Raw genomic sequence first — 19,776 nt, forward strand, 5'->3', positions numbered from 1 at the left:
GGTCAGCTCGGCAATCGAAGTACAGACTTGGCGATCATGTTGCGCTGCACTTCATTCGCACCGCCGTAGATCGTCGGAACACGCGATGCCGCGTAGATTTCGAGCGGAAACACCACGTTTCCTGGCAAAACGATTGGTTGGGCTATCAACGCGCGATCGCCAGCCAGCAGGAGGATTTCCTCGGATATTGCGGCGTAGAGTTCCGTAGCACGGATCTTGAGCAACGAAACGTCGCTGCCGATTGGCTTTCCGTCCTCGATCCTGTGGACATACTCTTCGAACATCGTTGTCAGATCGTGCAGGTCAAGGCGGAGAGCAGCGTAGCGATCAAGCGCCGCGGCATCATCAAACGCTCCGATCTGCTCCATCAAGTCTTCGAGCTGGCCCAATGCCATCATCGGGATGATTGGTGCCCCCACCATCACGCGCTCATGACCCAGGACGGACTTTGCCATGTCCCATCCACGGTTCACATCGCCAACAAGGTTGGCGATGGGCACGCGCACGTTGTCGAAGACAACCTGCGCGAACTCGCGCTCACCGGTGAAGCTTTCGATTGGTCGGACCGTAACACCCGGCGAGGTCAGGTCGATCAGCAGGATGCTTATACCCTCCTGCTTGCGACCGGAGTTGTCGGTACGTACCAGAGTGAATATCCAGTCGGCACAGAACGCCAGGGTGGTCCAGGTCTTTTCGCCCGTAACCACGAAGCTGTCGCCATCACGAACAGCCTTGCATTGCAATGATGCAAGGTCCGACCCAGCGACGGGTTCTGAATAGCCCTGGCACCAGATTTCCTCTCCGCGGGCGATGCGATGGAGGTGGCGCGCCTTCTGCTCGGGAGTGCCGAAGGCCATAAGCAGCGGCCCCACCAAGTTGAGCGCCTGATCGGGAAAACGCGCGCAGCCGTGACGCGCCATTTCCTCCATGAAGATGATCTGCTGCCTGATGGGCAGACCCATTCCACCCCACTCGCGTGGCCAGCTCGGTGCCAGCCAGCCCTTCTCGCCAAGCGCCCGCACCCAGTCGCCGATCTCATCCATACCCATCCGGCGGACGATATAGCGCTTGTCTTCAGGATAATTGGCCTGGATCCATTCACGGACCATCAGCCTGAACGCTGCTGGGTCCATTGCGGCATAGTCGACGTGGTCGGTCATTGTTCGGTCAATCCGCGAAATTGCGGTCCTCGCGCTTTTCGATGAAGCCAAGCATCGATTCACGGGAGTCCGGGTGAGTGGAATATTCCACCGTCATGTTCTGCTCGAAACGATAGCCATCGCGCAGGGAAAGATTTTCGATAGCCCCAAGCGTACGCTTGGCCAGGCGAATTGCATGAGGGCTCTTGCTCGCGATGTCCTCAGCCATGTTGCGCGCCGCGACCATGAGCTCGTCCGGCGGCAGGCAAGCCTCGACAATGCCCAGGCGAAACAGTTCCGGCCCCGGAACACGATAGCCAGTAAGAACCATTCGGCGGGCAAGGGAATGGCCAAATAGCCGCAGCGCATGGCGGGCCCCGCCCATGAGGCCGACGTTTATCTCGGGCAGCCCGAAGCTTGCTGTCTCGGACACCAGCAGGATGTCACATGAAGCAACCAAGGCGAGGCCTGCCCCCAAGGCTGGACCATTGACCGCTGCGATGACCGGCTTGCGGCATTCCATGACGGCGTAGAAAGTTTCGCGGACGCGGCGCAAATGTGCCCATTGCACACCAGGTTCGGGGCTGCCCTTGATCCGGCTCTTGAGGTCGGCACCTGCGGAAAACACCTTGCCGGCACCGGTAAGGATCACGCAACGCACCTCGGGGTCGTCGCTGATACGATCAAACGCAGCAATCAATGCATCCATGAAGGCTGCGTTCTGCGCATTTACCGGTGGCGCGTTCAGGGTGACCGTGGCCACGTGATTGCTGATTGCGAGATCAATCGGCTCGTTCATGCTGCTTGCCTTCGTTCCCGCTCGATCGCGACGAAACGACGGCGCAGCGTGTTTGCACCGCCAAGCCAGGCCATAAGCGCCAGACAACCGCGCACCATTGCCCCCAGTGGGTATTCGCCGGTGTAGCCGATCGCGCCGTGGAGTTGGAAAGCGCCCCGCGTCACGACATCTCCCGCTTGCCAGGCGCGCGCCTTGGCTGCGAGACTGGAAAGCTCCGCCTCTTGTTCGGCACCGCACGAGCGGGCCGCATGCGCCACCGCAGCTGCTGCGAGGGTCTGTTCCATCCACATGTCAACCAGGCGATGCTGCACGACCTGATTTGTGGCGATTGCCTTCCCGAACTGCACGCGCTGCCCGGCATAGTCGGCAGTCATGGCATTGATCTGGGCGCACAGCCCTGACAACTGCGCGGCGGCCGCAATCCGCGTCAGCCGAAAGGCGGGAGCCAACGCATCGGCAATGATGAACGGCAGAAACGCCCCGTCAGGAACTCCCCCTTCAAAGGCCAGATGCCCGACTTCACTGCCTGACAGGCCCGGAACCAGACTCAGGGACACTCCCGGATGGTTCCGTTCAAGTACGATCAGCCCCGGCGCTCCATCGCGTTCGGCGGGAATGCAAAGATGCGTCGCCAAGTCAGCCAGATCGATCAGGACACGGGTGAACGCAATCGGACCTTCACCTAATGCCACCAGCGGGAGCGTCCGCTCATCCTGACCGGGTTTCTCCTGCCAGCAGAGGACGGGACAGGCCTTCCCCTCCACCAGTCCGCTCAGAACCGCATCGCGCAATGTTCCTTCGGCGCACTGATCCAGCGCAATCAGGGACAAGGTCGCCACAGCCGAGTAGGGCCGCGTCACCCCGCCGCGACCCAGTTCTTCGTGCAGTGCAGCCATGATTTCGACCGAAAGGGCTGATCCGCCGACCGCTTCGTCGGCCAGCAACCCCAGCCAGCCGGCTTCAGCTATCTGCCGCCACTCCTCGGCTCGATCTACTGCACTGTCATGTGCCGGTCTCGTTCTGGCAAACGCACGTACACTGTCGCGTACTGCCTCGATCAGTTCCGGATCTTCGGCGGTCATGCCTGTTGCCGCGATCCTTTGAGCTATTCCCATCAGTTCACCGCCCTGTGAAGTTCGGCTTTCGGCGAGACTTTATTGCGTCGATCGCCTCGCGCAGGTCTGCGCTGCCCATGGTCATCGCCTCATAAGCCATGCCCGCATCCATCTGAGCGTGGGCAATTCGCTTGAGTTCCATGTTGATGATAGTCTTGGTCGTCCGCAGGGCCAGCTGCGGCGAGCGGGCAAGACGATCGGCCCAACGGAAAGCCACCTCGTCAAGCTCGTCAGCTGGGACCGCGAAATTGATCAACCCGATCCGCTCGGCCTCACGCGCATCCAGCAGATCTCCAGTGAGCAGATACTGCTTGGCACGGGCGAACCCAACCAGTTGCGGCCAGATGATACCACCGCCATCGCCCGCAGTAAGCCCTACCTTGACGTGCGGATCACCGAATCGCGCCGTTTCCGTAGCCACGATGACGTCGCATAGCAGCGCCAAGGTACATCCAAGCCCGACGGCATCGCCATTAATCCGGCCGACAATCGGCTTGTTGCACTCAAGCATGCTGAACACGACCTGCTTGGCCTCCGCCACCGCGGCCGGCAACATCGACGGATCCTCATTCTGCTGGAGCAGCAAATCGAAGTCGCCGCCAGCGCTGAAGGCCCGTCCGTCGCCGGTCAGCACAATGACGTCCGAATCGGGATCATGCGCGAGATCGGCAAACAGTGGGGCGAGTTCCCGGTGCATATCGCCCGACACGGCGTTCATCTGGTCCGGCCGAGACAGCGCAACGACGATGACGCGCCCGCGCCGCTCAAAACGCACATGCTTGTAGCGATTGAAATCCATGGCTATCTCCCGAATGCCACCCCTCCAAACACTTTTTGACACCTTCGTCAATCCGCTAATGCAGGACGCGGCGAGCAACTGGAACAGTCTCCGGCCAACTATGATCTTGTCACCGTCCGACCACCCTGCCAATGCCTAGCCATTATGGCCAAAAAATTGCTCGACACCGCCCACCAGGAATCCGTGATCGGTGCGACCGAAAATCCGAAGCCGACTTCAAGCACGTCGGAACGAGGTAAGCGCAAGCTCCCCAACCATCGGTCATCCCACGTGCCGCTTCGCAAGCGGGCCCTCCAGACCAAGGAGTTGCTCGTCAACACGGCCAAGGCGCTGTTTCTGGAATACGGCTATGCCGCCACCACGATCGACAACATCGCGGATGCCGCTGCAGTCTCGCGGGCCTCGTTCTATACCTACTTCTCTTCCAAGACCGAAATCATGATCGTGGCGGGCGCGGACGCCCGCGATACCAGTTGCGCGATCTTCAAGCAGTTGGGCGAGATTGACCGAGGGAATCTGCGCCCAGGGATCGAGGCGTGGATCGGTGAATACTTCGGCTTTCTGGAGCGTGACGGCGGTTACATTCTGACGTGGCAACAAGCAGCGCTCAAAGATCCGGAATTGCGAAAGCTCGGCATGGAAGGCACCCAGAGGTCTTCACGCATCCTGGCTGATTCGCTCCGGCTGCTCGGCGCGAAGGGCACCCAGTCTGACCTGCTGATCCGCAGCCTCGCTTTGCGATCCATGCTGGACCGTTTCTGGTACCACTGGTGGCTGACCGTCACGCCCTATGAACGAGGCGATGTCCTGCGCAATCTCGCGATCATGATCGAAGCGACTCTCGCAATCTGACGAACGCCTGCTGTCCGGTCTGACCCGCCGAATTTCATAGGTCGAAGGCTGGCTGCGGCACAAGATGCGCTACTTCCGGGACCAGTCAGGTGGAAAGGCCGCATGACCAACGCCTGACCGGATCCGCCCACTGGGATGGAAGTTAGCAGCGCTCGATGATGATGGCCGGGGCCATTCCGCCTGCAGCGCACATCGTGACCAGCCCCCGCTGTTTGCCGGTCCGTTCCAGTTCATCGAGAATGGTGCCGATCAGTATCGCACCGGTGGCGCCGATCGGGTGCCCCAAGGCAATGGCACCGCCGTTGACGTTGACCTTTTCGCGGTCAAGGCCGAGGTCACGAATGAACTTTTCGGACACTACCGCAAATGCCTCGTTGATCTCGAAAAGGTCGATATCATCCACCGTCAGCCCGGCTCGCGCCAGCACCTTGCGTGCCGCCGCGACAGGGGCGTTGAGCATTAACGTCGGGTCATCCCCCACATTGGCGGTAGCGACGATCCGCGCGCGCGGTTGCCAACCCATTTTGTCGGCGTAGTCCCTGGATGCGAGCAGCACTCCTGCCGCACCGTCAACCACGCCTGAGGAGTTGCCCGCGTGATGGAAGTTCTGGATGTCCACGTCCGGATAGCGGCGGTTGATAGCTTGGCGGAAGGTTTCCCCGCTCTTGTTCATCGGTTGGTCGATCACTGCGGAGAAGGCAGGCTTGAGTGCTCCAAGATCTTCCAGGGTGGTGCCCGGTCGAGGATATTCGTCCTTGTCCAGAACGACTTGCCCGTCATCGTCGACGACCGGCACTATCGACCGTGCAAACCGCCCTTCTGCTATGGCGATCGCCGCCCTTTCCTGGCTTATCACCCCTGCCCGGTCGAGCTCCTCGCGCGTGAAGCCTTCGATTGTGGCGATGGCATCGGCCGCAACCCCTTGGTTCGATTGCGGGTGCACGGCCTGGAGTCGGGCATTGCCCGCGCCAATACCCAAGGGCTCGAACCCGGCGGCCTGTTCCTCGCGCGCCTGGGTGTTGGTGAACGACATCATCTCGGTCCCACCGGCGACGATGCAGTCCTCCATGCCGGCCATGATCTGGGCGGCCGCCAGATTGACTGCAGTGATCCCGCCTCCGCAGAACCGGTTGAGCGTCACGCCGGAGGCACGCACATCGTAACCGGCGTCCAGCGCTGCCATGCGGCCCAGGTCGCTGCCTTGCGTGCGCACCTGCGTGCAGACCGACCAGATGACGTCATCAACCTCTTCGGTCTTGAGGTTGTTCCGGTCCTTCAGCGCTTTCATCACGGTTGCAGCAAGGTACTGGGGGTGCAGGTGGGCAAGCTTGCCCTTGCCCACCTTTCCAATGCCGCGAGGCGTCCGCACTGCGTCGATGATGTAGGCCTCGGCCATACTAATTCCTCCAAAAATGGGCCATTCAGTGTCAGGTGCATCAAAACGGGCGACTACGATCAGCGGGTAAAGGATCCACCTGAGGCCACCTTGTCGAGCAACAGTTTGGCAGGCGCGAAGTCAGGGCCATGGACCTCGGCGAGTTCCTGCAATCGGCCTACGATCTTGTCGAGACCAACCGTATCACCCCAGAACATCGGGCCGCCGGTGTAGACCGGCCAACCATATCCGAGGATGCAGGCAACATCGATATCGGATGCTCGCGCGGCAATGCCTTCCTCGAGAAGTTTCGCGCCTTCGTTGACGACAGGATAGAGCAGATCGGCGACGATCTCTTCCGAAGAGCCGGCGCCCGTTTGCGGAACACCGCGCAAACGCGCGTACTCCGCAATGATCTGGGCTGCTTCTGCCGATGCCGAAGGCTTGCGATCGGCGTCATAATCGTAAAATCCGCCGTTCTGCTTCTGGCCAAGGCGACCGCGGGACACGAAATCGCCGCGTAGCGTTCGCTCTGCGCCGCCGCGTCCGGTCACATCCAGACCAGCCAGATCGAGCATCTGGAATGGACCCATGGGAAAACCGAAATCGTACAATGCCGAATCCACCTGCGCCGGGGTTGCTCCCGCGAGCAGAAGCGTCTCGGCCTGGCGGCTGCGTGGCGCCATGACGCGGTTGGCAATGAAGCCGGGGCCAACCCGCGAAAGCACGGGCACCTTGCGGAGCGTCTTGGCCAACTTCATCCCAGTCGCGACGACATCCAAATCAGTCGCGGCGCCTCGGACTACCTCAAGCAGGCGCATGACGTTCGCGGGTGAGAAGAAGTGCAGCCCAAGAACCCGCTCCGGCCGGCTGGTGGCAGAGGCAATCTCGTCAATCGACAGGAACGACGTGTTAGTGGCGAGAATGGCTTCAGGACGGACGATCTCATCGAGTTTGGCAAATATCTCGCGCTTCAATTCCATTTGCTCGAACACGGCCTCGATCACCAGATCGGCGGTCCGCAATTCATCCAGTCCGACCGCTCCGGTCACGAGAGCCAAGCGCTGATCAGCCTTGTCTCGGGATAGCTTGCCACGTGCCACGCTGGATTCGTAGGTTCGACGGATTGTCGCCAGTCCCCTCCCCAGATTCTCCGCCGACATGTCGACGAGCGTGACGGGGATGCCGGCATTGAGGAAGCACATCGCAATGCCACTGCCCATCGTGCCAGCACCCACGATGCCAACCGTTTTGACCGGACGCACCGGAGTGCTTGCCGGAATATCGGCAACCTTTGCCGCTTCCCGCTCGGCAAAGAAATAGTAGCGCTGCGCGGCGGACTGTGGGGACTGGAGCAATTCGGTGAACAGTTCGTGCTCGCGCCGGATACCTTCGTCGAACGGCAACTCAACCGCCGCTTCGATGGCCTTGATGTTGTTCTCCGGCGCAAGAAAGCCTCGCATTGCGTGGGCATTCTTGCTGCGGAACTGGTCGAACAGGTTGCTGTTGCCGCGGTACGGACCCGTCTTGTCCGTGCGGTCACGCACCCGCTGCAAAGGCTGCCCTTCTGCGATCACTTTCCGGATGAATACTAGCGCACCCTCCAGCAACTGGCCTTCTTCCGCCAGGGCGTCGATCATGCCCAACCGCAGTGCCTCGGGTGCAGGCACAGGATCGCCTTTGATGATCACATCCAGGGCGATCTCCGGCCCCACCAGCCTCGGCAGCCGCTGCGTGCCGCCACCCCCGGGAAGAAGCCCGAGCTTCACTTCCGGCAGGCCGACCTGCGCGCTGGGAACAGCAACGCGATAGTGGCAGATCAGGGCCATCTCATAGCCGCCGCCGAGCGCCGTGCCATGGATGGCAGCAACCACCGGCTTCGCCCCCTGTTCGATCAGATCGACGACCTCGCGAAGGGTCGGCTCGAGAATGGGCTTGCCGAGTTCCGTGATGTCAGCGCCGGCAATGAATGTCCGCCCGGCACAGATCAGCACGATGCCGTGCACGTCGGGATCATTGGCAAAAAGCCGGAAACCATCGTCCAGTGCGACACGCACACGGTGGCTGAGCGCATTGACCGGCGGGGAATCGATAGTGATTATCCCGATACCATCATCTACCGTATAGCTGCCAACACTGGTCATTCCATGCTCCCGCTGCTGGGTCACGATCGCTGCGATCAACGGGCTTGGCCCAGGACCCACGACTTGTGGTCTCTGCGATAACAAATTTGACTAGACCGTCAAGTCAGGTGATGTCTGGGTGGCGTCAATCAACGGACCATGGCAGGATGGAAAACATGGAATTGGCTCCCGAAGACCTCTCCGGCCCTCTCGTCCGTATGGATCCATTGGCACTGGGGATTGCTCCTGGCACCCTTCTCACCGTCGACTTCACGAACTTTGCCGGAAATCCCGAATCTGCGGCGCAGGCAGCCGAAGCGTGGTTGCTGGCCTTGCCTTGCCCGTCGCTCGCCCTGACCTCTACTCCCATGCGATTGCGGGGGTTCGATTTGTCGGTCTCAAACCCGCAAGACCTCGACCGCATAGCAGCGGTTGTGGCTCGTAACCCTGTCTCCACCACTGTTCTCGTCCAAGCCTTGCGCGTGATCGAAGGCCTGCCACTGTCGGCAGGCCTCGTTGTCGAATCGCTTGCCTTTGCGGCACTCCAGCAGGGCGAGGAATTCCATCGTTGGCTGGAGACCCGCCAAGTCAAAGCTTCGCCGGGTGGAGCCGCGACCGCTGTGGCTTCCCCGCAGCCAGCCCCCCCCGTATTGCTAAGTCGCAGGGGAGCGGAAATGGATATTGTGTTGAACCGGCCCGCTGCGCGCAACGAGATCGACGTCGAGATGCGCGATGCATTGTTCGAAGCATTCACCGTCGGCGCGCTCGATGAAGGGATCGAACGGATTCATGTTCGCGGCAACGGCGATAGCTTCAGCATAGGAGGAGCGCTGAGCGAGTTCGGAAAGGTTTCCAGCGGAATTTCTGGCCACTTCATCCGGACCGAGCGGCTGCCTGCCCGCATGCTTGCTGCGCATGGCGCAAAATACCACTTCCACCTGCATGGCGCCTGCGTGGGCGCAGGCGTGGAGATTGCGGCTTTTGGCGGTAGGGTCACCGCTACGCCGTCGACGTTCCTGCGCCTGCCCGAGACCGGGATGGGCCTGATCCCGGGAGCGGGCGGCTGTGTCAGCGTCACCCGCCGGATCGGTCGTCAGGGTGCGGCTTGGATGATGCTCACAGGTGCGAGGATCAGCGCCCGTACCGCCCTGCAGTGGGGTCTGATCGACGGAATCGATGATTGAGCAAGAACATTTGACGACCGCAAAGGTCTTGGACGGTGGACACGGCACGGGGCAAACGACAGGTCCTGTCCCAGGGAGCAGGATAGATGAACGAGCAGACGCCTTTTCAGTTCTCAGGTGCCATCGCATTCATCACCGGAGGCGCGAGCGGAATCGGTCTTGCTATCGCCCGATCTCTGGTTCGCGAAGGTGCCAGGGTCGCGTTGGCAGACCTGAATTCCGAATGGTTGACGCAAGCCGTTGAGGGACTTGGCGAGGCCGCAATCGGCATTCCCTTGGACGTGGTTGATCGAACAGGCTGGCATGCTGCGCGCACGCACGTTGAAAGGGAACTGGGAGAGGTCGACATTCTGGTCAATAATGCGGGTATCGGCCCTGATTTCACTGCGCTGGACGAGATGTCACCGGAGCATTTCGATCGCGTAGTCGAGATCAAGTTGACTGGCACATACAACGGTATTCGCGAATTCGTACCCGGACTGCGTGCCCGCGGTCGTGGCCATGTGGTCAACACAGCCTCGATGGCCGGGCTGACGTCTGGCGCGCGATTGGGTGCCTACACGGCAGCAATGTTCGGCGTTGTGGGCCTAAGCGAAGTTCTGGCAGCAGAACTCGCTCCTGCAGGTGTCGGCGTTTCAGTGCTTTGCCCAGGACGGATCAACACGCGCATCGCGGAAAGCAGCGAGCTGGCTGGAGTGCACATGTCTTCAGCGATCGGGACAGCCATAACTGCCGCATCACCTGAGCCGATGGCCCCCGAAATTGTCGGCGACCTCGTAGTCGAGGCGATCCGTCACAATCATCTTCACGTGGTGACTCACGCAAAACGCCGGGGAGAAGTGGAACGCCGGATCGCGCCCGTGCTTGAGGCATTCTCCCGGGCGCCATGATGCAGGACGCCCGGAAGCGAGGGTTACACCTCGATCAGCACAGCACCGCCTTGGCCGCCTCCGGCGCACATCGCTGCAACTCCAAGGCCGCCGCCACGGCGCTTGAGATCATTGATCAGAGTGGCGAGCATGCGCCCGCCAGACGCGGCGACGGGATGGCCGATCGAACAGCCGCTTCCCGAGACATTGACCCGCTCCTCTTCAATGTCGAGCATACGACATGCTGCAAGCGGGACCGCAGCAAAAGCCTCGTTGATTTCCCACACCGCAATGTCTGAAACCTTGCGGTCAGTCCGGTCCAGCAACTTGCGGATCGTCTCGATCGCCGCGAGACCTGTGTCACGGGGTGCGGCACCGCGTGCCGTCCAGCCGATGACCTTGGCAAGCGGCGAGAGGCCCATTCCTTCGGCGATGTCCGAGCGCGTGACGGTCAAGGCCGAGGCTGCATCGTTCACACCGCTGGAATTGCCGGCCGTAATCGAGAAGCCCTCAATCTCGGGGTGGATCACCTTCAGGCTCGCCAACCGTTCGGCGGAACTGTCGCGACGGGGGTGCTCGTCGACTTCGAACCGAACCGTGGAGCCGTCCATTTGCAGCGCATCGACCGGGACAATCTCGTCATTGAAGTGACCTGCGTCGATCGCTGCGATCGCCCGCTGGTGGGAACGCAGCGCCCAGGCATCCATGTCCTCTCGCGTCAGCCCGGCCGCTTTGGCAGTGTTCCAGCCGACCGTGATCGACATGTCGACATTGGGCGCGTCTTCCGTGGCCGGATGGGTCGGCGGCATCCAGAATTCCTGAAACTCCTCGGTCCCCGGAATCCGCCGGCGCATGATCGGCGCCGTCGACATCGACTGTACGCCACCCGCCACGATGATCCGTTCCATCCCGCTCAGTACCTGCGCCGCCGCCAGGCCGACAGCAGTCAGACTGCCGGCGCAATGGCGGTTGATCGCCATTCCGCCGGTCTGGAAAATTCCTAGTTCGACAGCCGCATGCCGCGCGACAGCCCCGCCACCGTAAAGAGATTCGGCAAAGATGACGTCGTCGACAAGATCCGGCGAAATCCCGGCACGATCGATGGCCGCCGCAAGCACCGTTGCGGCGAGCTGTTCAGCGCTGGTGTTGGCAAGCGTTCCCTTGCGGGCTGTCGCGACGGCGGTGCGCACTGCGCTGACGATGACCGGGGTTGGCATAAGTGGCCTCTCACTAGACAATAGGACATGACAGTTGTGTCAAATACCGATATGACGCTTTCCTTCACCTGTGCAAGCCATGAAGTAAGGCGCGATGACGGATAGGGGTTGGGCAATGCCAAAAGGCGCGATCAAGCCGTTCGCCGGAATGGAGCTGGCCGCTCGCCCCACTTTTTGGTCCGATGAGAATTGAGGATTTCGGGAATGGACGAGGAAGCGATTCTCAACTTGCCAAGCGCCTGACGATCCTTGCCCCAGCGGGACGTCAAAATCATCCAAGCTTGCCGGGGGTTCCTGTGACCCGCTTCCGGCACCTGTTTCTCGACAAACTGGCGTGACGACATGAATATTTCACTGGTCCTACAAATGGCAGCCGACACCTTTCCGGATCGGATCGCCCTTACCAATGGCTCTGACCACTACAGCTACGGTCGGCTTTATGCCTCGGCTCAGGCGGCTGCTGCGCAAATTGCTGCAAGCGGGGCCGATTACGTGGGCTATCTGGGCGAAAGCAGTCCGGCGACTGTGATCGCCCTCTTCGGGGCCGCGCTGGCCGGGAAGCCGTTCGCCCCGCTCAACTACCGCCTGACGACAGCGGAAACGAATCGATTGATCGAACGGCTCAAGCCCGTCTTCCTTATTGCCGATCAGGACAAGCTGGCCACGATCCCCGATGGTGCGACCCGCGTGCTCCAATCTGCGACTGCCTTTCTCGCGAACGTAATCACGGACGAGCCACGCGACTGGGAAGCGCCCCAGGACGAAGAGGGGATTGCCGTGCAGCTCTTCACCAGCGGCACGACCGGCGAACCCAAGGCTGCCTTGCTGCGCAATCAAAACATGCTGGGCTATATTCTTGGAACGGTAGAGTTCTGCTCGGCCGAAGAAGACGAAGCAACCCTCGTGTCTGTCCCGCCATATCACGTCGCCGGGATGTCGGCGGTTCTCAGCTCGATCTATGCCATGCGGCGGATCGTACAGCTCCCCCAGTTCAGCCCGGCGGAATGGATTCAGCGCTGCGCCGAGCAGAGCGTGACGAGCGCCTTTGTTGTGCCCACGATGCTCACCCGCATTATCGCGCACATCGATGAGACCGGCCAGCCGCCGCAGTTCGGGGCTCTGCGCTCTCTCGCTTTCGGCGGCGGCAAAATGCCCTTGCCGGTCGTCCAGCGTGCGCTGGACCTCTTCCCGCATGTCGCGTTCACCAATGCTTACGGCCTTACGGAGACAAGTTCGACAATCGCATTGCTGGGACCGGAGGATCACCGCACCGCACATGGTCACCCCGATCCGTTGGTGTCCCGTCGTCTTGATTCGGTTGGGAAGCCGCTGCCGACGGTCGAAGTCGAGATTCGCGACGAGGATGGGCGCGTCGTCGGGCCCAATGAGCTTGGCGAGGTCTTCGTACGCGGCCCGCAGGTTTCCGGCGAGTACCAGGGACGCAAGCTTACCGACGAGGAAGGCTGGTTCCCTACCCGAGATTCCGGTTTCCTCGACGATGAAGGATTTCTGTTTCTCGCCGGCCGGATCGATGATGTGATCGTGCGGGGCGGCGAGAACATTTCGCCCGGCGAGATCGAAGCGGTGTTGCGCGAAGTCGAGGGCGTGGCCGATGTCGCCGTGGTCGGGGTGCCATCGGTCGAATGGGGCGAGACCGTCGCTGCTGCGGTTGTTCGCACCGCTGGCTCGAACGTCGATCCTGACGCATTGCGCGACCTGGTGCGACGCAAGCTGCGCTCCTCGCGTGTGCCGGAGCACCTGCAGTTCGTCGACACCCTGCCATACAACGAAATGGGCAAATTGCTGCGGCGCAACGTCAAGACACTTTTCCCGGCCTGATAGGAGAGAGGGCGACGCAGTATTTGCAGCCGCCTTCTCCAAAAGCCGCATTCATCAGCCGTGCCGTGCTTCTGCGATCAGGATCTCTGCCAAGGAAAACGGGCAGGTATTCATCCCTTGGTGGCCTGAATCGAGGTACCGGATGCGTTCTGCATGCAACCGCTCGGCGAAACGGCGCTGCCATGGCACGGTGAGGATGCGGTCAGTCAGCGCAATCACATAGGTCGCCGGGATTGAGCGGGCGGCATCATATTCCCACTGCGCCCAGCTATCGCCGCAGGCTGCGGGCCAGTTATCCTGAAACAGCCGGGCCAGGAAGCGGTCGGAGGTTTCAGAGTCCATGTCATTGCAGAATGCTGCCCGGAACAGCTCGGTCGGCGTGGTCGAGGCCGGATCCACCGGCCAGCCCACCGCCGCCTCGTCGTCCCCTTGCCGTCGGTTCCCCATCATTTGGCTGATGGTCTGTCCTTGTGCCGGAGCAGCGCAAGTGAAGTAGACCGCTCGGGCAAAACGGCCGGGCGCAGCGGCGATCATGCCGGGCAGCAGGGTTCCCGCCATGGAGTGGCCGACCAGCAGGGAATCCTGAACATTCATCGCCTCGAGTTCGGCGATCAGCTCGGCGATCACCTCCGGCGTGCTCAGCCCAGAGGTGTCGCGCTCGCGTTTTGCCCCGCATCCTGGAACGTCGAGCGCGATCACGCGACCGACTTCGTCCGACGCAACGAGCCGGATCGCGGCAACCATCTCGTCCCAGATCCAACTCCCTTGGCCGCCGCCATGAACCAGCACGATGTCTCTAGATATGATGACAAGACCTTCCCTGCGTCTGGACGATCCAACAGGTGCTTACTTGCCGCAGCGTTCGGCCAGAATCATGGCCGAGGCCTTTTCCGCAATCATGATAACGGCGCCATTGGTGTTCCCAGACACGATGCGCGGCATGACCGAAGCATCGGCCACCCTAAGGCGCCCCACCCCATGCACCTTGAGGCGAGGCGATACTACCGCCCCCTCGCCGCCCATGCGACACGTGCCGACGTAATGATAGATCGAGCCACCGGTCTCGCGCGCATGGTCGAGGATTTCGTCATCGCTCATCAAATCGAACGGGGGACGGGTGGGTTGCACGATGACGTCGGCGATGGCTGGCTGGGCGAGGATGCGGCGGGCCAGCCGGACACCGGCAATGGTCGTCTGCTGATCATAGGAATCGGACAGGTAATTGGTTGTTATCGCAGGATGTTCCTGCGGATGTGCTGATCGTATCCTTACATGGCCCAGGGACCTCGGACGAGCCGGATGCCCGCCGATGGTAACGCCTGGTTCACGGTCAAGAATCGTGTGTCCGGCTTCCGCGGTTCGTACGACGTCAGTGCTCGCCGGGCTGCTGAAGAACTGATAGTCAGCCATGTCGAGCGCCGGGCTGCTGCGTGCGATTGCTGTCAAGTGTGCTGCCGCGCTGGACAACAAGCCCTGCCGCCTCAATCCATACTGCAGCACAGAGCTGACCAGTCCAAGGCCTCGCGAACGGGCGTTAAGGCTCGGCGATCCCGGCTTGAGCGTGGCCCGAAGCTGGACGATGTAGTGGTCTTGCAGGTTCTCGCCGACGTCGGGCGAGGCGTGAACGACCGGAACGCCCCGTTCGCGAAGCAGGTCGGGATTGCCGATCCCCGACAGTTGCAGCAATTGCGGGCTATTGAAGGCTCCTGCCGCAAGTATGACTTCGGCTCGTGCACGGATAAAGCCAACGATGCCGTCCTGCTCCACCTCGACACCGGTGGCCTCGCGATCTTCTATACGGACCCGGCGGGTGAGCACATTTGTCATGATGCGCAAGTTCGGTCGGTGCCGCACGGGATGCAGATAAGCGACAGCGCCCGATTGCCGGCGGCCATTCTTGATCGCGCCCTGAACGTAGGCGACACCCTCGTGATCGCCCGTGCTGAGGTCCTCCGTGGGGGGAATTCCCGCTTCGATGAATGCCTTGCGCAGTCGCTCCGTCATCGGATGATGAAACTTCTGCTCACCGACCGCAAGCGGCCCGTCACCCCCGCGCCACTCGTTCGCACCTTTGGCGTACCGCTCCGACGCGCGGAAGTACGGCAGCACATCGCCCCACGACCATCCGTCGCAGCCAAGCTGGCGCCAGTGCTCATAATCCTGCGGCAGGCCGCGCACGTAGATCATTCCGTTAATCGCTGATGATCCGCCCAACACCTTACCGCGTGACAGGAAAAACTGCCGGTTGGCAGCGTAAGGATCCGGCTCGCTCCGGTAACTCCAATTGAGCGAAGGATCGTTCGAGATTCGGCTGAACCCGGCGGGGATGCCAATCATCAGGCGAGCTTTGAGATTGCGCGGCGCCGACAGGAGCCGGTCATCGCCGCCGGCTTCAAGGAGTATGACGCGCACGCTCGGGTCGGCACTCAACCGATTGGCCAGAACGCAGCCTGCCGATCCAGCGCCAATGATGACATAGTCGGCCTCAAGCGTCTCATTCAAGCGTGTGCTCACCGGCGCCTCTCCCCTGCTTGCCACCCCTGTCATTCCAGTGTATTGACGATAGTGTCAAGCAACTTCCGGTCTGATTTTGGCGGTGCAGCACGCGACAGATCTATGTCGCTGACCTTGAAGGTCTCAAGCCCGTACGGCGAAAAATCCGCTCGGGGCGCATGTTTCAACGAGGAGAGTAAGATGCCCGATTTTGACCTCGTAATCCGCGGTGGCAGCGTGGTTGACGGGCGCGGTGGAGAACCGTTCGTCGCCGACGTGGCAATTGCCAACGGAGTGATCGCCGAAGTGGGCCAGGTGACTGGCAGTGGTCGGGAAGAGATCGATGCCCGCGGCGCCTTCGTAACCCCCGGTTTCGTTGATGTACACACGCACTACGATGGCCAGATTACATGGGAAAATACCCTGTCTCCGTCATCCAACCACGGTGTCACAACAGTCGTGATGGGCAACTGCGGAGTCGGCTTTGCGCCCGCCCGCAGCACGGATCATGAACTGGTGATCAAGCTTATGGAGGGCGTCGAGGACGTTCCCGAGGTCGTCATGGCGGAAGGCGTGCCATGGGACTGGGAAACTTTCCCGGAGTATCTCGAAGCGCTGGATAAGCGTCACGCAGACATCGATTTCGCAACCCAGATTCCGCACAGCCCTCTTCGCGTCTTCGTGATGGGTGAGCGCGGCGCAAACATCGAACCGGCAACCGACGAAGATCTGGCAAGGATGCGCGCGCTGGTGACCGAGGCCATTCGCGCCGGTGCACTGGGTGTGTCCACTTCGCGCAACCTGTTCCACCGGTTCCGCAGCGGCCAACTCGCTCCATCGGTCGGCGTTCATGAACGTGAGTTGCTTGAACTTTCTCGCGGATTGACCGATGCCGGCGCCGGTGTTTTCCAGATGATCCCGTACCTGCACGGTGACCCCGCGGACGAAGTCGCCATGTTCCGCGACATCGCTGAGGCTTCGGGGCGACCGATCAACTACAGCCTGATCGCCTACGGCGATAATTGGCAGAAATACGTCGATGAAGTGCGGGCCCTCGTTGCGAAGGGACTGGATATTCGTGGCCAGTTCATGACCCGTCCGATCGGGATGCTGTTCGGCCTCGACCTCAGCTTCCACCCGTTCTGCCTCAACCCCAGTTACAGGCCACTTGCCAACCTTCCCCTTGCCGAGCGTGTGGCGAAGATGAAGGACCCCGCACTTCGCGCCAGAATCCTCTCGGAAAGCCCTGAAGACCCCAATCCCGGCTTTGTCGAAACGGTTCAATTGAAGGGCACGATCTTTTACATGGACGAGTCCGCGAATTATCACTTCGGGGACAAGGACAACCTTAACCTCCGGGCCGAAAGGGAAGGCAGACCCCTTGTTGAGGTGCTCTACGACGCCCTCCTCGAGGACGATGGTCACGCCATTCTCTGCCGTTATTCCACCGATCTGAACACCTATCTCGATAACACCGCCGACTTCTTTGGCGAGCCGCTGACGATCCCGGCGCTAGGCGACGGCGGCGCACATTATGGCATGATCTGTGATGCCGCGTTTACAACCTATACGCTTGCTCAGCGCGTCGGAAAGCAGGGCATCACCCTGCCAAAGGTAATCCAGTCACTCACCAGCCTTGCCGCGCAATCGGTAGGTCTGAATGACCGGGGCGTGCTTGCTCCTGGCTACAAGGCTGACCTGAACGTAATCGACATGGACCGGATCAGATTGCATCGCCCATTGGTTAAGGCCGATCTCCCGGCAGGCGGCAAGCGCCTGACCCAAGGCTCGGAAGGCTACGTGGCGACTGTAGTCAGCGGAGAGATCACCTATCGTGAAGGCAAGTCCACAGGTGTCCTGCCTGGACGACTGGTGCGGGGCGGCAAAAAGGCGCCCGCCACCGCGCGAGTTCCCGAACTGGCCGATTGACCGGGCGGCGAGGTCGCAAGACCTGGCCTTGCGCCCTGCCCGATCCTAACGAAGGCAGCCTAGCCGCGCTCCACAAAGAAGGATGGAAAAGGCCGGGTAGCAGCGGCGCTAGTCGCCGGTCTCGCTGCCCGCTCTGCCAACTAACCTTGGAAAGCCATACCAGTGAACAGACCACCGCAGTTTCCGCTCGCCCGGCAGTCGGACGGCCTCTCGGTCAAACGGCGGCCCGGATCCATCCGTCGGACTACGACCATCGACTCGCAGTGGCCGCTCGGTGTGGGCGCCCCCTTCAACATGGTGGGCAAGGGGCGAGACATGTTGACCCATCCCGACGGCACAAGCCAAGTCGTAGCGTCGCAAGCTTTTGATCTGCAATGCTCGGTCAGCCGCCAGATCATGGCGATCGAGACCATGCCGCTCGACCAGCGCGCGCAGAACCTGGTAGGTGTGCGCGCCGGAAGGTCCAGCCGTCAGCAACTTAACGAAACGCTGGGAGACCTGCGCGGATCGGTTCTGTTCCAGCTTCTGGATGATTTCGCTGGCGCGAGTCTCGTCGCGCCGTGGGCATGGTCAAACTGGATCCCGGACTGGCCTCCGCAGCAAGCCGACGGCAGCGCGGGGCCGAAGAGCGGCGCCATGGTAAATATCTGCACCGGTTTCGCTTCTGGGTCGAGCGCGCTCCGTCCGGACCTTGGGGTCAATACAGGCATCCAGTCGAGTGCGCCCGTTGCCGATCTCGGAGATCCGGACGATCCCTTGGCCTGGCATGACCTTCCCGATTTCGAAGGTCCGCAGATGCGGCGGGCGCGACGGCTCGATCTTTGGCGCGATGGCGCAGTACTCAAGGCCGACGTTGGGTTCCAGGACAGCGGCTCGCTGCCCGCCGGCGGACGCAGGGGTGTACACGAGTACCGGCTGTTCGCCGAGATCGACGCGACAAGCGGCACGCTGGCCGCCATCCGTGCAGAGGCGTTGGTCCTGCCCTATGCAGAATGCCCTGGCGCCGTGCTCAACCTAAATCGCCTGATTGGCAAACCGGTCAACGAACTTAGAACATCGGTAACGGACGAGCTGGCGGGTACATTGGGCTGCACGCACCTCAATGATGTTGCGCGTTCACTGGCTGACGCACTCGTGCTGGCAGACGCCTTACCCTGATCGTGCGCCACGAAGCTTGGGCCGAATACTCTCCGGCACCACGCGGAACAGCCTGTTTGGAGAACAAAAATGACAAGTACCCTGTTCGATCTGTCGGGAAAGACAGCCTACATCACTGGGGCCACCAAAGGGATCGGGCGGGCTATTGCCCAAGCCTTTGTCGATTGCGGCGCAACGATTGTGATCAGCAGCCGCACAGCGAACGATGTCGACGAAGCGGCGGTAACAATCAACGCTGCGGCAGGACGCCAAGCCGCTTTCGGGATAACGGCCGATCTGGCGGATATTCCGCAATCCCTTCAGGCTTATGACCGGGCAGCAGAGCTTCTGGGCCAGGTCGATACGCTGGTGTGCAACGCTGCGGCACTGCCGCAGACCTTCGGCCCCTTGCAGGGGACCGATCCGGCCGAGTTCGCTCGACTCGTCAACGTCAACATCGTGAACAACGCCGCGCTGATGAACCATGCTGGAGTCGCGATGAAAGCACGCGGTGATGGGGTTATCCTCGTCACCACTTCCGCCAGTGGCGTGCGCCCCTCCTATGGGGTCTTGCCATATGGCGTATCCAAGGCGGGCCTTGGCTTTCTCGTCCGCTCGCTTGCGTCGGAGTTTGCCCCCTTCAACGTTCGCGTCAACGCGGTATCCCCCGGCCTCACGCGATCGGATGCAATGACGCAGCGGACGGCTGAAGATCCCGATTACATCGACAGGCTGATAGCCGATATTCCCTTGCAACGGGTCGTAGAGCCCGAAGAGATTGCAGCAGGAATGGTCTTCTTGGCGACTACGGGCGGTCGTTCGATCACAGGTCAGGTAATTTCGATCGATGGTGGGGAGCCGGGCCCCGGAGTTCCTCCAAGAAAAGGATAACGTAAGATAAAAAGG

The 19,776-nt window shown here is 61.3% G+C and carries 17 protein-coding genes; 7 read left to right on the top strand and 10 right to left on the bottom strand.

Annotated elements, in window-relative coordinates:
- Positions 1–2 precede the first annotated feature (2 nt).
- Genes ACETPF_RS10695 through ACETPF_RS10710 form a run of 4 tightly spaced genes read right to left on the bottom strand, consistent with a single transcriptional unit; the run spans position 3 to position 3,852 of the window.
- The gene (locus ACETPF_RS10695; RefSeq protein ID WP_373934456.1) at positions 3–1,160 is read right to left on the bottom strand and encodes an acyl-CoA dehydrogenase family protein; all 1,158 of its coding nucleotides are present in this window, start codon (positions 1,158–1,160) and stop codon (positions 3–5) included.
- A gap of 7 nt (positions 1,161–1,167) precedes the next feature.
- Complete coding sequence (locus ACETPF_RS10700) at positions 1,168–1,938, bottom strand: enoyl-CoA hydratase/isomerase family protein (protein WP_373934457.1); 771 nt, start codon at positions 1,936–1,938, stop codon at positions 1,168–1,170.
- Positions 1,935–3,020: an acyl-CoA dehydrogenase family protein gene (locus ACETPF_RS10705; protein ID WP_373934458.1), complete on the bottom strand. Its 1,086-nt coding sequence runs from the start codon at positions 3,018–3,020 to the stop codon at positions 1,935–1,937. The genes ACETPF_RS10700 and ACETPF_RS10705 overlap by 4 nt, the downstream gene beginning before the upstream one ends.
- A 37-nt stretch (positions 3,021–3,057) precedes the next feature.
- Positions 3,058–3,852: an enoyl-CoA hydratase-related protein gene (locus ACETPF_RS10710; protein WP_373934459.1), complete on the bottom strand. Its 795-nt coding sequence runs from the start codon at positions 3,850–3,852 to the stop codon at positions 3,058–3,060.
- Positions 3,853–3,996: 144 nt separating this feature from the next.
- On the opposite strand from ACETPF_RS10710, the gene ACETPF_RS10715 reads away from it, so the two are divergent.
- Complete coding sequence (locus tag ACETPF_RS10715; RefSeq protein WP_373934460.1) at positions 3,997–4,704, top strand: TetR/AcrR family transcriptional regulator; 708 nt, start codon at positions 3,997–3,999, stop codon at positions 4,702–4,704.
- Between the two features lie 142 nt (positions 4,705–4,846).
- Here ACETPF_RS10715 and ACETPF_RS10720 read toward each other — a convergent pair whose 3' ends face one another.
- Together ACETPF_RS10720 and ACETPF_RS10725 are read right to left on the bottom strand one after the other, a co-directional pair.
- Positions 4,847–6,100, bottom strand: coding sequence for an acetyl-CoA C-acetyltransferase (locus tag ACETPF_RS10720; protein WP_373934461.1), 1,254 nt, complete (start codon positions 6,098–6,100; stop codon positions 4,847–4,849).
- A 59-nt stretch (positions 6,101–6,159) separates the two neighbouring features.
- Entirely contained in the window at positions 6,160–8,223 is a 2,064-nt protein-coding gene (locus tag ACETPF_RS10725; RefSeq protein WP_373934462.1) for a 3-hydroxyacyl-CoA dehydrogenase NAD-binding domain-containing protein, read from the bottom strand.
- Between the two features lie 146 nt (positions 8,224–8,369).
- Between ACETPF_RS10725 and ACETPF_RS10730 the strand changes: the two genes are divergently transcribed.
- Both ACETPF_RS10730 and ACETPF_RS10735 read left to right on the top strand, forming a co-directional pair.
- Positions 8,370–9,386, top strand: a complete 1,017-nt coding sequence (locus ACETPF_RS10730; protein WP_373934463.1) for an enoyl-CoA hydratase/isomerase family protein — start codon at positions 8,370–8,372, stop codon at positions 9,384–9,386.
- Between the two features lie 86 nt (positions 9,387–9,472).
- On the top strand, positions 9,473–10,276 hold the full coding sequence (locus tag ACETPF_RS10735) for an SDR family oxidoreductase (protein ID WP_373934464.1): 804 nt from the start codon (positions 9,473–9,475) through the stop codon (positions 10,274–10,276).
- 23 nt (positions 10,277–10,299) lie between these two features.
- On the opposite strand, the gene ACETPF_RS10740 is transcribed toward ACETPF_RS10735, so the two are convergent.
- Positions 10,300–11,472: a thiolase family protein gene (locus ACETPF_RS10740; RefSeq protein ID WP_373934465.1), complete on the bottom strand. Its 1,173-nt coding sequence runs from the start codon at positions 11,470–11,472 to the stop codon at positions 10,300–10,302.
- Positions 11,473–11,511: 39 nt separating this feature from the next.
- The gene (locus ACETPF_RS10745) at positions 11,512–11,751 is read right to left on the bottom strand and encodes a hypothetical protein (protein WP_373934466.1); all 240 of its coding nucleotides are present in this window, start codon (positions 11,749–11,751) and stop codon (positions 11,512–11,514) included.
- A 63-nt stretch (positions 11,752–11,814) separates the two neighbouring features.
- Between ACETPF_RS10745 and ACETPF_RS10750 the strand changes: the two genes are divergently transcribed.
- On the top strand, positions 11,815–13,311 hold the full coding sequence (locus tag ACETPF_RS10750; RefSeq protein ID WP_373934467.1) for a class I adenylate-forming enzyme family protein: 1,497 nt from the start codon (positions 11,815–11,817) through the stop codon (positions 13,309–13,311).
- Positions 13,312–13,365: 54 nt separating this feature from the next.
- Here the strand turns inward: ACETPF_RS10750 and ACETPF_RS10755 are convergent, their stop codons facing one another.
- Together ACETPF_RS10755 and ACETPF_RS10760 are read right to left on the bottom strand one after the other, a co-directional pair.
- The gene (locus ACETPF_RS10755; protein WP_373934468.1) at positions 13,366–14,100 is read right to left on the bottom strand and encodes an alpha/beta fold hydrolase; all 735 of its coding nucleotides are present in this window, start codon (positions 14,098–14,100) and stop codon (positions 13,366–13,368) included.
- 57 nt (positions 14,101–14,157) lie between these two features.
- Positions 14,158–15,825: a GMC family oxidoreductase gene (locus ACETPF_RS10760; RefSeq protein WP_373934469.1), complete on the bottom strand. Its 1,668-nt coding sequence runs from the start codon at positions 15,823–15,825 to the stop codon at positions 14,158–14,160.
- Between the two features lie 180 nt (positions 15,826–16,005).
- Between ACETPF_RS10760 and ACETPF_RS10765 the strand changes: the two genes are divergently transcribed.
- From ACETPF_RS10765 to ACETPF_RS10775, 3 genes are all read left to right on the top strand, one after another.
- Positions 16,006–17,733 carry an N-acyl-D-amino-acid deacylase family protein gene (locus ACETPF_RS10765; protein WP_373934470.1) on the top strand — a complete coding sequence of 576 codons (1,728 nt, stop codon included), beginning with the start codon at positions 16,006–16,008 and terminating at the stop codon, positions 17,731–17,733.
- Between the two features lie 315 nt (positions 17,734–18,048).
- Positions 18,049–18,891: a DUF2889 domain-containing protein gene (locus ACETPF_RS10770; RefSeq protein ID WP_373934471.1), complete on the top strand. Its 843-nt coding sequence runs from the start codon at positions 18,049–18,051 to the stop codon at positions 18,889–18,891.
- A gap of 69 nt (positions 18,892–18,960) precedes the next feature.
- Positions 18,961–19,761 (top strand): SDR family NAD(P)-dependent oxidoreductase, encoded by an 801-nt coding sequence (locus tag ACETPF_RS10775; RefSeq protein ID WP_373934472.1) that lies wholly within the window; start codon positions 18,961–18,963, stop codon positions 19,759–19,761.
- Positions 19,762–19,776: the final 15 nt, after the last annotated feature.

It is taken from the genome of Sphingobium agrisoli, assembly GCF_041877245.1.
Taxonomy (GTDB): domain Bacteria; phylum Pseudomonadota; class Alphaproteobacteria; order Sphingomonadales; family Sphingomonadaceae; genus Sphingobium.

Excerpts from the sequence above, each read along its gene's own strand:
- ACETPF_RS10720 (WP_373934461.1), bottom strand. The coding sequence starts at position 6,100 with ATGGCCGAGGCCTACATCATCGACGCAGTGCGGACGCCTCGCGGCATT.
- ACETPF_RS10695 (WP_373934456.1), bottom strand. The coding sequence starts at position 1,160 with ATGACCGACCACGTCGACTATGCCGCAATGGACCCAGCAGCGTTCAGG.
- ACETPF_RS10730 (WP_373934463.1), top strand. The coding sequence starts at position 8,370 with ATGGAAAACATGGAATTGGCTCCCGAAGACCTCTCCGGCCCTCTCGTC.
- ACETPF_RS10765 (WP_373934470.1), top strand. The coding sequence starts at position 16,006 with ATGCCCGATTTTGACCTCGTAATCCGCGGTGGCAGCGTGGTTGACGGG.
- ACETPF_RS10725 (WP_373934462.1), bottom strand. The coding sequence starts at position 8,223 with ATGACCAGTGTTGGCAGCTATACGGTAGATGATGGTATCGGGATAATC.
- ACETPF_RS10740 (WP_373934465.1), bottom strand. The coding sequence starts at position 11,472 with ATGCCAACCCCGGTCATCGTCAGCGCAGTGCGCACCGCCGTCGCGACA.
- ACETPF_RS10735 (WP_373934464.1), top strand. The coding sequence starts at position 9,473 with ATGAACGAGCAGACGCCTTTTCAGTTCTCAGGTGCCATCGCATTCATC.
- ACETPF_RS10715 (WP_373934460.1), top strand. The coding sequence starts at position 3,997 with ATGGCCAAAAAATTGCTCGACACCGCCCACCAGGAATCCGTGATCGGT.
- ACETPF_RS10775 (WP_373934472.1), top strand. The coding sequence starts at position 18,961 with ATGACAAGTACCCTGTTCGATCTGTCGGGAAAGACAGCCTACATCACT.
- ACETPF_RS10710 (WP_373934459.1), bottom strand. The coding sequence starts at position 3,852 with ATGGATTTCAATCGCTACAAGCATGTGCGTTTTGAGCGGCGCGGGCGC.
- ACETPF_RS10700 (WP_373934457.1), bottom strand. The coding sequence starts at position 1,938 with ATGAACGAGCCGATTGATCTCGCAATCAGCAATCACGTGGCCACGGTC.
- ACETPF_RS10705 (WP_373934458.1), bottom strand. The coding sequence starts at position 3,020 with ATGACCGCCGAAGATCCGGAACTGATCGAGGCAGTACGCGACAGTGTA.
- ACETPF_RS10750 (WP_373934467.1), top strand. The coding sequence starts at position 11,815 with ATGAATATTTCACTGGTCCTACAAATGGCAGCCGACACCTTTCCGGAT.
- ACETPF_RS10770 (WP_373934471.1), top strand. The coding sequence starts at position 18,049 with ATGTTGACCCATCCCGACGGCACAAGCCAAGTCGTAGCGTCGCAAGCT.